The 11763-nt window shown below is 64.2% G+C and carries 11 protein-coding genes; 8 read left to right on the top strand and 3 right to left on the bottom strand.

Going from position 1 to position 11763, the window contains the following annotated elements; translation table 11 throughout:
- Positions 1-44: 44 nt before the first annotated feature.
- Positions 45-1241: an acetylornithine transaminase gene (locus IVB47_RS14100; RefSeq protein ID WP_247462203.1), complete on the bottom strand. Its 1197-nt coding sequence runs from the start codon at positions 1239-1241 to the stop codon at positions 45-47.
- 403 nt (positions 1242-1644) lie between these two features.
- Between IVB47_RS14100 and IVB47_RS14095 the strand changes: the two genes are divergently transcribed.
- From IVB47_RS14095 to IVB47_RS14085, 3 genes are all read left to right on the top strand, one after another.
- Positions 1645-2592 carry a hypothetical protein gene (locus tag IVB47_RS14095; protein ID WP_247462202.1) on the top strand — a complete coding sequence of 316 codons (948 nt, stop codon included), beginning with the start codon at positions 1645-1647 and terminating at the stop codon, positions 2590-2592.
- A gap of 125 nt (positions 2593-2717) precedes the next feature.
- Complete coding sequence (locus tag IVB47_RS14090; RefSeq protein WP_027566992.1) at positions 2718-3149, top strand: MerR family transcriptional regulator; 432 nt, start codon at positions 2718-2720, stop codon at positions 3147-3149.
- On the top strand, positions 3082-3525 hold the full coding sequence (locus IVB47_RS14085; RefSeq protein WP_027566991.1) for a carboxymuconolactone decarboxylase family protein: 444 nt from the start codon (positions 3082-3084) through the stop codon (positions 3523-3525). Before IVB47_RS14090 ends, IVB47_RS14085 begins: the two co-directional genes overlap by 68 nt.
- Positions 3526-3602: 77 nt before the next feature.
- Here the strand turns inward: IVB47_RS14085 and rimO are convergent, their stop codons facing one another.
- Positions 3603-4928: a 30S ribosomal protein S12 methylthiotransferase RimO gene (rimO, locus tag IVB47_RS14080; RefSeq protein WP_247462200.1), complete on the bottom strand. Its 1326-nt coding sequence runs from the start codon at positions 4926-4928 to the stop codon at positions 3603-3605.
- 111 nt (positions 4929-5039) lie between these two features.
- Between rimO and IVB47_RS14075 the strand changes: the two genes are divergently transcribed.
- The 5 genes from IVB47_RS14075 to IVB47_RS14055 all read left to right on the top strand — a co-directional run bounded on the left by IVB47_RS14075 (position 5040) and on the right by IVB47_RS14055 (position 10861).
- Positions 5040-5630 carry an ANTAR domain-containing protein gene (locus IVB47_RS14075; RefSeq protein ID WP_007590901.1) on the top strand — a complete coding sequence of 197 codons (591 nt, stop codon included), beginning with the start codon at positions 5040-5042 and terminating at the stop codon, positions 5628-5630.
- Positions 5627-6790 (top strand): CmpA/NrtA family ABC transporter substrate-binding protein, encoded by a 1164-nt coding sequence (locus IVB47_RS14070; RefSeq protein WP_247462198.1) that lies wholly within the window; start codon positions 5627-5629, stop codon positions 6788-6790. The genes IVB47_RS14075 and IVB47_RS14070 overlap by 4 nt, the downstream gene beginning before the upstream one ends.
- Positions 6791-7122: 332 nt before the next feature.
- Complete coding sequence (locus IVB47_RS14065) at positions 7123-8904, top strand: NirA family protein (protein WP_247462197.1); 1782 nt, start codon at positions 7123-7125, stop codon at positions 8902-8904.
- A complete protein-coding gene (locus IVB47_RS14060; protein ID WP_247462195.1) occupies positions 8901-10508 on the top strand; it encodes a sulfite reductase subunit alpha in 1608 nt (535 codons plus the stop codon). The genes IVB47_RS14065 and IVB47_RS14060 overlap by 4 nt, the downstream gene beginning before the upstream one ends.
- 200 nt (positions 10509-10708) lie before the next feature.
- Complete coding sequence (locus IVB47_RS14055; RefSeq protein WP_007590908.1) at positions 10709-10861, top strand: hypothetical protein; 153 nt, start codon at positions 10709-10711, stop codon at positions 10859-10861.
- Positions 10862-10987: 126 nt separating this feature from the next.
- Here IVB47_RS14055 and IVB47_RS14050 read toward each other — a convergent pair whose 3' ends face one another.
- Complete coding sequence (locus IVB47_RS14050; RefSeq protein ID WP_018457913.1) at positions 10988-11758, bottom strand: 5-oxoprolinase subunit PxpA; 771 nt, start codon at positions 11756-11758, stop codon at positions 10988-10990.
- Positions 11759-11763 lie beyond the last annotated feature (5 nt).

The following is an 11763-nucleotide window of genomic DNA, read 5'->3' as shown; positions in this document are numbered from 1 at the left end:
GCAGTCTGGATTGCTTCGTCGCTGCGCTTCTCGCAATGACGAGCTTAGGCCACCCGCCGTGCCGCGCCGGCCCTGGTCAAGATCCCGTCGAGACAATCGATCATCTCGCCGATCTCGGCCCGCGTGACGTTCAGCGCCGGCATGAAGCGCAGCGTATCGACCTGCGGCGCGTTGAGGAGAACGCCGGCCTCGAACGCCTGCGCGACGATGCCGGGCGCGATCGGCAGCTTGAGGTCGAGCGCCAGCAGGAGGCCGCGGCCACGCACTTCGCCGAGCCCATGCCGCGCCGAGACCTTCTGCAATTCGCTTTCGAGCAGCAGCCCGGTTTCGGTCGCCGTCTTCAAGAAGTCCGGCTTGCTGACCTCGTCGAGCACCGCAAGCCCCGCCGCGCACATGATCGGGTTGCCGTTGAACGTGCCGCCCTGGTCGCCGTGCTCGAAGCAGGCCGCGCGTTCGGTCGCGAGCAAGGCTGCGAGCGGCACGCCGCCGCCGATGCCCTTGCCGAGCGTCATGATGTCGGGCGCGATGCCGGTGTGCTCGTAGTGGAAGAGCTTGCCGGTCCGGCCCATGCCGGTCTGGATCTCGTCGAAGATCAAGAGGAGGCCGTGCGCGTCGGTGAGGGCACGCAATTCCTGCAAGAACTGATCGGACGCCGGCCACACGCCTGATTCACCCTGGATCGGCTCGAGCATCACAGCGACGGTGTTGTCGTTGATCAGCTTTTCGACCGACGCGATGTCGTTGAGCTTCGCCTTCTTGAAGCCGGCGACCTTCGGCTCGAACAGCGGTTCAAAGGCCTTCTTGCCTGACGCCGACATCGTCGCCAGCGTGCGGCCGTGAAAGCCACCTTCGAAGCTGATGATCTCGAACGCGCCACCTCTATGGATGCTGCCATATTTGCGCGCGAGCTTGATCGCGCCCTCATTGGCTTCCGCACCCGAGTTGGCAAAGAACACCTGATCGAACGCGCTGTTTGCGACAAGTGCCTGCGCGAGCTTCAGGCTGGGCTCGTTGTAGAAGGCCGGGCTTGGCGTCAGCAGCCGCTTGGCCTGCGCGGCAAGCGCGTCGGCGATCGCGGGCGGGGAGTGGCCGAGGCAGTTGACGGCCCAGCCCTGCACGAAATCGAGATAGCGCCTGCGGCTGTCGTCCCAGAGGTAGGAGCCGGCGCCGCGGACGAACACGGCCTTGGGCCGAGCGGTGATGTCCATCAACGCGTCGTACGGATGGGTAGCGTTGGTCATGTCGAACTCCTCTGGAGGCGGGTGGAAAGGGCGCGCGAAAAGCAAAAAAAAGGCCGCACCTTGCGGGTGCGGCCTTTTCGAAAACTTACGCTGAATTCAGTGGTTCAGCGGCGTCGTCGGACATGGCGCACCCTCTCATCGTCGCGGAAGCGACGGCGGAGCATTTCGGTGCGCTGATGGGTCCGAGCGTTGATCATGGGGCGCGGCATACATGCGAATGGCGGGGCTTGTCAAGCGGGCGCTTTCCAAGACACACGCGCAGCGTGCATGGGCAGGTGAAAGATGCGCGCCTGGAAACCATTACGTCTCTAGCGCGTTTGTGATCACAGGACGCGAATTGGTTCGAACCGAACGCATGACGGTTCAGACCAAGAGGGCGGGACCAACCAGATAGTTTTAAGCCTTGTCCGAGACGCCTTATCCGATCGACCTCGACAGCATTCGCGGCGCGTTTCCGCCGGGTATCGAGGCGCCGCCGCTGTTGCTGGACTTCGCCGGCTGGCTGAAGGGACGGCCCTGGGGCAGCGTCGGCTGCTTCTCGCTGCAAGGCCAGTTTTCCGATCACGCGCCGATTGTCGACGGCAGTCCCTTGCGCGACAGGTTTTCGCTGTTCATGCGGCTGCCGGATGGCTCTACGGTTGGCGGCTGGTATGGCGCGGGTCTCGACCGCGACAATCCGCCGATCGTGGGGCTTGGCTCCGAGGGTGATTACGAGCTGCTGGCGCCGAGCCTCGATGGCCTGCTCGCAAAACTGACGTCGCAACAATTCGACAAGGCTTGGAGCGATCTGAAGCCGCACGACGAGGTCGAATGCCAGACGGTCGAGCTCGCGCAGTGGCTCACCGGACGCCTGAGCGGGGAGATGGTGGCGCCCGATGACGATCCGTCGGAGCTGCCCGACTTTCGCGGCTTCATGGAAAAATGGAGCCGGGATCGCGAAGACTATTGGGCCAATCATCGCTTGATGGCCGAACTCGGCTGGCGCCTCGCCGCGCATCTGCCGAAGGGCAAGAAGCCCCGGGACAAGACGAGCTTCGAGATCGCGATCGTCGGCAGGCAATACCAGGCGCGCGTCCTGTCGCGCGGACCGCAGCCGTTCGAGGAAGCCGCCGCGATCGAATCCCTGCTGCGCGATCTGCGCGAGGAGATGCGGAAGGCGCAGCCCGAGCTCGGGCTGTGGTACGCGATGAAATTCGGGCTCTATGCCGATGGCCGTGTCATGCCGAACTTCGAATACGATGTGCGCCCGACCATCGACGGCGAGCCTGCGAAGCTGTCCGAGGCGCAAGCTGATCTTGCCCGCGCGCCTCGGCCGGAGCGCTGGGTGCCGAAATGGCTGGCGGGATCTTGAAGCTCGGAATGCCGCGACGCTGCCGCCCAGCCGGCGCGCCGAAATCTTTGCACCTTCGATCCCCCTTGACTTAGAGCGCGCTCGAAGGGGTATCTGTACGTGCGTCAGTACGAGAACGGGCACACATGAAGATCGGCGACCTCGCAAAACGGACCGGCCTGTCGACGCACACGCTGCGTTACTATGAGCGCATCGGGCTGCTTCCATACGCCGACCGGGATCGCTCCGGCCAGCGCGACTTTGACGCATCGATCCTCACATGGATCGCATTCCTTGGGCGGCTCAAGACCACGGGAATGCCGATCCGGGACATGTTGCGTTACGCGGCGCTTCGGGATGAAGGCGACGCTACCGGCACAAGCCGGCGGCAGATTCTGGAAGTCCACCGGGAACAGGTACGCACGCAGATTGCCGAACTCCAGGAATGCCTGCTCGTCCTTGATACCAAGATCGCCGGCTATGCCAGCGACGAACAGAGGACGAAGGAAAATGACGCACGCCCAAACACAAGACGAAAGCCGCTTCGATCGCGGCCAGCGGGCCCTGTCACGCATTGACGGCAGAGCTGGTGAAGCGGTCGTCGCTTCACTCGCAGACATCGCTCCGGATTTCGCACGATACGTGATCGAGTTTCCGTTCGGCGACATTTACTGCCGCCCGGACCTTGGCCTGCGCGATCGAGAGATCGCGACCATCGCCGCGCTGACGGCGCTCGGAAATGCCGCGCCTCAGCTCAAAGTCCATCTCGAGGCAGGTCTGAACGTCGGGCTCTCTCGCGACGAGATCGTGGAGATCATCATGCAGATGGCCGTCTATGCGGGCTTCCCGGCGGCGCTGAACGGGCTGTTCGCAGCCAAGGAAGTGTTCGCCGCACGCGACGAACAGCAGGCGTCGGGAGAAGCGAACGGCGGGCGTGATGTTGCCGTAGCTTAGCGGCGGCTCGCGACCTCTCCCGCTTGCGGGAGAGCTTGCAGCGAGATCGTGGCTGCACCGGCCGTGACAGCCGAAGATCAGAATCCCGCGACGCTGCCGTGCAGGTCGTATTGGTCGGCGCGCTCGATCTTGGCGGTGACGATCTCGCCGACGCGCAAGGGGCGGCGGCTCGACAGGTAGACGGCGCCGTCGATCTCCGGCGCATCGGCCTTGGAGCGGCCCTTCGAGACGGTCGGGCCGACCTCGTCGATGATGATCTGCTGGCGCGTGCCGACCTTGCGCTTCAGCCTGCGCGCAGAGATCTTCTGCTGGCGCGCCATCAGCGCATTATAGCGCTCCTGCTTGATCTCTTCCGGCACGGGGTTCTCGATCGCGTTCGCGGTCGCGCCGGCGACCGGCTCGTATTTGAAGCAGCCGAGCCGATCGATCTCGGCTTCGTCCAGCCAGTCGAGCAGATAGGCGAAGTCGGCATCGGTTTCGCCGGGGAAGCCGACGATGAAGGTCGAGCGCAAAGCAAGATCGGGACATTGCTCGCGCCAGCGCTTGATGCGCGCCAGCGTCTTGTCCTGCGCGGCCGGGCGCTTCATCGCCTTCAGCACCTCGGGGCTCGCATGCTGGAACGGGATGTCGAGATAGGGCAGCACCTTGCCCTCGTTCATCAGCGCGATGACCTCGTCGACATGCGGGTAGGGGTAGACATATTGCAGCCGCACCCAGGCCCCTAGCTCGCCGAGCTCGCGCGCAAGGTCGATGAACTTGGAGCGGACCTGGCGATCCTTCCACGGGCTTTCGGCGTATTTGAGATCGACGCCGTAGGCCGATGTGTCCTGCGAGATCACCAGCAGCTCCTTGACGCCGGCAGCGACCAGGCGCTCGGCCTCGCGCAGCACGTCGTTGGCCGGACGTGAGACGAGGTCGCCACGCAGTTTTGGAATGATGCAGAAGGTGCAGCGGTTGTTGCAACCCTCGGAGATTTTCAAATAGGCGTAGTGCCGCGGCGTCAGCTTGATGCCCTGCGGCGGCACCAGATCGAGATGCGGATTGTGGGCGGGCGGCAGCGCGCGATGCACGGCGTCCAGCACGCTCTCATATTGCTGCGGGCCGGTGATCGAGAGCACGCCGGGATAGGCCTGCTCGATCTGCTCGGGTTCCGCACCCATGCAACCGGTGACGATCACCTTGCCGTTCTCGGCCATGGCCTCGCCGATCGCCGAGAGCGATTCCTGCTTGGCGCTGTCGAGGAAGCCGCAGGTGTTGACGATGACGATGTCGGCCCCGTCATGCTTGCGGGCAAGCTCGTAGCCCTCGGCGCGCAGGCGCGTGATGATGCGCTCGGAATCCACCAAAGCCTTGGGGCACCCGAGCGACACGAAGCTGACCTTCGGCGCAGCCGTCTGATCCATATCCAAATCTGCCTGATTGACAGGGTTGAGCTAGTCCCAATTGCCCATAATTACAACCCTTTGCATGGCCTGCGGGCATGCTATGGATGAATCACTGGTGGTGAGTGAGCAATGAGCGCCGAACAGTCGCCCAAAATCGTGATCGTCGACGAAAGCCCGATCCGGGCTGCGATCCTCGAGGAAGGGTTGCGGGAGGCCGGATTCACGCAGATCGTCCATATCCGCGAGATGCAGAGCCTGCTCGCCCGTATTTATGCGGTCGATCCCGACATCATCCTGATCGATCTGGAAAACCCCAGCCGCGACGTGCTGGAAGCGATGTTCCAGGTCAGCCGCGCCGTGAAGCGGCCGATCGCGATGTTCGTCGACCAGAGCGATTCATCCTCGATCCAGGCTTCGGTCGAGGCGGGGGTCTCCGCCTATATCGTCGACGGGCTGAGGAAGGAGCGCATCAAGCCGATCCTCGACCTCTGCGTCTCGCGCTTCAATGCCTTCGCAAAACTCCAGGAGGAACTGGAGCGCACCAAGTCGCAGCTCGAGGATCGCAAGGTCATCGAGAAGGCCAAGGGCATCCTGATGAAGGTGAAAGGCCTCACCGAGGACGAGGCCTATGTGCTGCTGCGCTCCACCGCGATGCGCGAGAAGAAGAAAATCGGCGAGATCGCCCAGTCGATCATCACCGCGTCGGAGATGCTGAAATGACCGCTCCCCTCCGCATCGGGTTCATTCCGCTGGTCGATGCCGCAGCGCTGATCGTTGCTGTCGACAAGGGATTTGCCGCGGCCGAAGGGCTCGAGGTCGAACTGGTCCGCGAGGTCTCCTGGTCCAACGTCCGCGACAAGCTCAATATCGGCTTGTTCGACGCCGCGCATCTGCTCGCGCCCGTCGCGATTGCGTCCTCGCTCGGTCTCGGCCACGTGAAGGTGCCGATCGCGGCGCCCTTCAATCTCGGCATCAACGGCAATGCGATCACGGTGTCGCCGACGCTTCATGCCGCGCTGATGGAGGAGATCGACGGCGACCGCTTCGATCCGCTCGCCACGGCAAAAGCGTTGGCGCGTGTGGTCGCCAAGAGGCGCAGGGCGGGAGCCGATCCGTTAACCTTCGGCATGACCTTCCCGTTCTCGACCCACAATTATCAATTGCGATTCTGGATGGCGGCGGCCGGAGTCGATCCCGACGAGGACGTGCGGCTGGTGGTGCTGCCGCCGCCCTATATGGTCGACAGCCTCGCCAATGGTCATGTCGATGCGTTCTGCGTCGGCGCGCCCTGGAATTCGATCGCGGTCGATCTCGGGATCGGCCACATCCTGCATTTCGTCTCCGACATCCTGGCCCATGCGGCGGAGAAGGTGCTGGCGCTCCGCCAGGTCTGGGCCGACAAGAATCCGGACGTGGTCGCCAGCCTGGTGCGCGCGGCGGTGAAAGCCGCCGAGTTCATCGAGCATCCGGAAAACCGGACCGAAGCGGCGCGGATCCTGGCGCAGCCCGAGCGGATCGGCGTCGATGCCGAAGTCATCCAGCGCACCCTCACGGGACGCCTCAAGATTTCGCCGGACGGCACCTTTCGCGAGAGCGGCAGCTACCTTCTGGTGGGACGCGAGGAAGCAGGGCGCCCCGATCCGGTCCAGGCTGCTTGGCTCTATGCGCAGATGGTGCGCTGGGGGCAGACGACGCTGACGCCCGACGGGGTCAAGACGGCCATGGCCGTGTTCAGGCCCGATCTCTACGACGGCGCCCTCGGCCGCCGGCCGCCCGCCCAGGCCCCCGCGGCATTCGGCGCATTCGCCGGCCCCGCTTTCGATCCCGCCAATATTCGGGGGCATCTTGAAGCCTTCGAGGTGGGCCGCTGGAGGGCGTGATTCGGGTCTGCATCGTTTTTGAGCGCTGGAGATCCGAGTCTAAATTTTAGGCCGCCTGCTCGAATTTCATAAGAGTTCCAGAGGCCGGAGTTCCCACGGGCGGCCTTACGCGCCTGATACCCCACACATTTTCATTTCGCCGAAGCTGGCACGCAACTTGAATGTTGCAGTGCGGCCAGCCTGTCACAGATGCCTACTGAGCCAAGTCCCCAGCAACGAAGCTGATCGGACCGTTGGGCGCACAGCCGGCTATCGAGCCAGCCGAGCTCCTCGCGGGTCGTGCACTTTCCGTCGATACCACCCCGGTGGCCGCAGGAGCTTCGTTACTGACCATGAAAATCGACACCGTCTCAGTCGACTTTACCGACGACCAGAAACGCTACCTCGAAGGCTTCACGACCGGTCTGCAGATCAGTCGCGTCGGTCGCGGTCTCGGCGGCGGCGCCGGCAAGGCGAACGCGGAGCCGACCGGTCCCGATGCCGTGCACATCAAGGCGCAGGACAAGGTCATCGCCGCGGGCAAGAAGCTCGCCGACCAGGAGAAGGTCAAGCGCGACGAGCATCCCTTCGACGCGTATCCGCGTCTTCGTCAGCAGGCGCTCGACAATACGCCGCCGAGCCCGGCGGACAATTTCCGCTGGCGCTATTACGGCATCTTCTACGTCGCGCCGACGCAGGACTCCTACATGTGCCGTCTGCGCATTCCGAACGGCATCATGAAGCACTGGCAGCTGTCCGGCCTTGCCGATCTCACCGATGAAACGTGCGGGCCTTATAGCCACGTCACGACGCGCGCCAACCTGCAGCTTCGCGAGATCCCGCCGAAGAACGCCGTAAAGCTGATCGAGGGCATTCAGGACCTCGGCCTGTGCTCGCGCGGCTCCGGCGCCGACAACATCCGCAACGTGACGGGAACGCCGACGGCGGGCATCGATCCGCAGGAGCTGATCGACACGCGCCCTTATGCGCGCGAGTGGCACTACCACATCCTGAATGATCGCTCGCTGTATGGCCTGCCGCGCAAGTTCAACGTCGCCTTCGACGGTGCCGGCAGGATCGCCGTGCTCGAAGAGACCAACGACATCGCTTTCACGGCGTATGAGGTGAAGGACGGCTTCGGCGTCGAGCCCGGGATCTGGTTCCGCCTCGGCCTCGGCGGCATCACCGGTCACAAGGATTTCGCAAGGTACTCCGGCATCATCGTCAAGCCGGAGCAGGCGACCGCTGTTGCCGACGCCATCGTGCGCGTCTTCATCGAGCACGGCGACCGCACCAACCGCAACAAGGCGCGGCTGAAATACGTGCTCGACGCCATGGGCCATGATGGCTTTCTCAAGATCGTCGAAGAGCGGCTGAAGACACCATTTACGCGCGTGCCGGAAGAGGCGTTTGCGCCACGGCCGGCCGCGGACCGCATGGCGCATATCGGCGTGCACAGGCAGAAGCAGGACGGCCTGAACTGGATCGGCGTGTCGCTGACGCTCGGCAAGATCAGCTGCGATCAGATGAGGGGCCTCGCCAAGGTGGCGCGGGACCTCGGCGACGGCGAGATCCGTCTGACCGTCTGGCAGAACCTGCTGATATCAGGGGTGCGTGACGAGAATGTCGAGCTTGCCATTGCGGCGATCAAGCAGATCGGGCTCGCGGTCGAGGCGTCGCATATCCGCGCCGGCCTGATCGCCTGCACTGGCAATGCCGGTTGCCGCTTTGCCGCCTCCAACACCAAGCGCCACGCTGCCGAGATCGGCGACTGGTGCGAGCCGCGCGTCGAGATGGACAAGCCGGTCAACATCCACGTTACCGGCTGCCACCATTCCTGTGCCCAGCATTACATCAGCGACATCGGCCTGATCGGGGCGCGCGTGCCTGTCAACGAGGAGGACACGGTGGAGGGTTATCATCTCTTCACCGGCGGCGGGTTCGGTCCTGACGCCGACGTCGGGCAGGAAGTCTATCACGACCTCAAGGCCGAGGACGCGCCGAAGACGGTCGAAGGGCTGCTCAAGGCCTATATCGCCCATCGCTCGTCTCCCGACGAGACCTTCCTGTCATTTGCGCGCCGCCACGACGGCGAGACGCTGCGCAAGCTTGCCGATGCCGAGGTGTCCTCATGAACCAGATCAGCCCTCCGCCCAAACTCGACATCATTCCCACGAGCGCTCCGTTCTCCGACGCCCAACGCTCCTGGCTGAACGGCTTCTTTGCCGGGCTGTTGTCGCCTGACGCGGCCACGCCGCTGTCGGCGGAGCAGGGCGCCGCCGTCATGCAGGCTGGTGACGGTGACGACGGTGAAGCACCGTGGCACGACCAGACCATGCCGATCGCCGATCGGATGAAGCTCGCCGAAGGCCGTCCCGTACGGCGCAAGATGATGGCGGCCATGGCGCAGCAGGATTGCGGGCAATGCGGCTACAATTGCCACGACTATTCGGAGGCCATCGCGAGCCGCAGTGAAGCGCGGCTCAACCTCTGCGTCCCCGGCGGCAAGGAAACCGCGCGGATGCTGAAGTCGCTGCATGAAGAGCTGGACAAGGCGCCGGGGGCCAAGGCGTCCGACAAGGTCGACGCGGTGGCGGCCCCCGCCGTGACCGTGACGATCGCCGAGCCCGGCCGCTCGCGCGACAACCCCGTGGCGGCGACCTTCCTGTCGCGCCGTCTTCTCAACAAGGGAAAGTCGGAGAAGGAAACCTATCACGTCGAGTTCGACCTTTCCGACAGCAAGCTCGACTATGTCGTCGGTGACAGTTTTGGCGTGTTCGCGCGCAACGAGCTCGGTCTCGTCGACCAGGTCATCGCCTTGCTTGGCGCGTCCCACACCACCAAGGTCAATGGCAAGACGCTGCGCGAGGTGCTGATCGACGACGTCTCGCTGTCGCCGGCGCCCGACACGCTGTTCGAGCTGCTCTCCTTCATCACCGGCGGCGCGCAGCGCGAGAGGGCGCGGGCACTGGCGCAGGGCGAGGATCCCGATGGCGATGCCGCCACGCTCGACGTCATGGCGGCGCTGCAGAAATTCTCGGGCACGCGGCCGCATCCGGAAGCCTTCGTCGAGGCGCTGGAGCCGCTGCAGCCGCGGCTCTATTCGATCTCGTCCTCGCACAATGCGACGCCTGGAAGGCTGTCGCTGACGGTCGATTCTGTGCGCTACGTGATTGGCAAGCGCAAGCGCATCGGCGTCGCCTCGACCTTCCTCGGCGAGCGCATCGCCGAGGGCGAGAAGCTCAAGGTCTATGTGCAGAAGGCGCACAATTTCGCCCTGCCGCAGGATCCGAAGACGCCGATCATCATGATCGGCCCCGGCACCGGCATTGCGCCGTTCCGCGCCTTCCTGTTCGACCGCAAGGCGACCGGTGCGCCCGGCAAGAACTGGCTGTTCTTCGGCCATCAGCGCAGCGATTGCGACTTCTTCTACCAGGAGGAGCTCAACGCGATGAAGACCTCGGGCCTGCTCACGCGCATGTCGCTGGCCTGGTCGCGCGACGGCGAGAAGAAGTTCTACGTGCAGGACCGCATGCGCGAGGTCGGCCGCGAGCTGTGGACGTGGCTCGCCGAGGGGGCGCATCTCTACATCTGCGGCGATGCCAAGCGCATGGCCAAGGACGTCGAGCGTGCACTGGTCGATATCGTCGCCCAGTTCGGGGCGCGTTCGACTGACGAAGCCGTCAGTTTTGTCGCCGAGCTCAAGAAGACGGGGCGCTTCCAGGCTGACGTCTACTAGCTGTCATCCTGCCGTCGTCCGGGCCGGTTCCAACTGGCTCGGATTTGAACGAATAAGATTCTCGGAACTTGGGGGTGGGGAGAATTTGCTCCTGCGATGCAGGGTTTTTAGAGAACCCGCATCGCTATTTCCGCGGGTCTCTTGCCCGCCACCCCCGTTGATCCCTCATAATCCCGCAAATGGGGCGTTGGAGATCGACCATGCGCGAACTATCGGCGGAAGCCAGGCTGCACTTCTACGCGCGCTCGCTCTCGCGGCGGACCGGTGCGAGCGTGCATCATGCTGCGATGTACAGCGCCTTCGCGGTCATCGCCGCCATCGTGTTCGGCACGCTCTCGGTGCACCCGTTTTAACGAGTCTTCGCAGCTCTCGTAGGGTGGGCAAAGGCGCGCTTGCGCCGTGCCCACCATCTCTCAGCAAGCAGGATGGATTTTGGTGGGCACGCTTCGCTTTGCCCACCCTACGGTACCGAGCAAGCCTCACGCCCCGCGCTTGAACGGCGCGACCTCGATCCCTGCATCTTTCAACGCCTGCCGCAGGCCGCGCGCGATGTCGACGGCGCCGGGCGTATCGCCGTGGATGCAGACCGTGTCGGTGCGCATCTTAATGACCTTGCCCGTGACCGAGACCACCGCGCCGTCCTGCACCATGCGCACCACGCGGTCGGCGATCGCCTTGGCGTCATGCAGCACCGCACCGGGCTTCTTGCGCGAGACGAGATTGCCGTCGTCTTCATAGGCGCGGTCGGCGAACACCTCGTGCACCATCGGCAGATTGGCGGCTTCGCCAGCCTTCACCAGCTTCGAATTGGCGAGCACGACGAATATTAGGCTCGGATCGACCGCCTTGATGCCGGCGGCGATCGCCTTCGCGGTCATGTCATCCTCGCAGGCGACGTTGGAGAGCGCACCATGCGCCTTCACATGCGTCACCTTGTGGCCGGCCGCCGTCGCGATCGCCTGCAACGCGCCGATCTGGTAGGCGACGAGATTCTCGATCTCGGAGGCCTTCAGGCCCGCGATCGGATGGCGGCCGAAGCCGTGCAGGTCGCGATAGCCGGGATGCGCGCCGACGGAGACGCCGCGCGCTTTCGCCAGCTCGACCGTCCGGCGCATGATATCGGGGTCGCCGGCGTGGAAGCCGCAGGCGACGTTGACCGAGCTCGCCAGCTCAATCATGGCGGCATCGTTGCCCATCTCCCACGCGCCAAAACCTTCGCCGAGATCGCAATTGAGATCGATCGTCTTCATGGGGT

The sequence above is a fragment of the Bradyrhizobium sp. 62 genome (genome assembly GCF_023073035.1).
Lineage (GTDB): Bacteria > Pseudomonadota > Alphaproteobacteria > Rhizobiales > Xanthobacteraceae > Bradyrhizobium.
The sequence above is the reverse complement of the archived record's forward strand: the minus strand, read 5'-3'. Positions and strand labels throughout refer to the sequence as shown.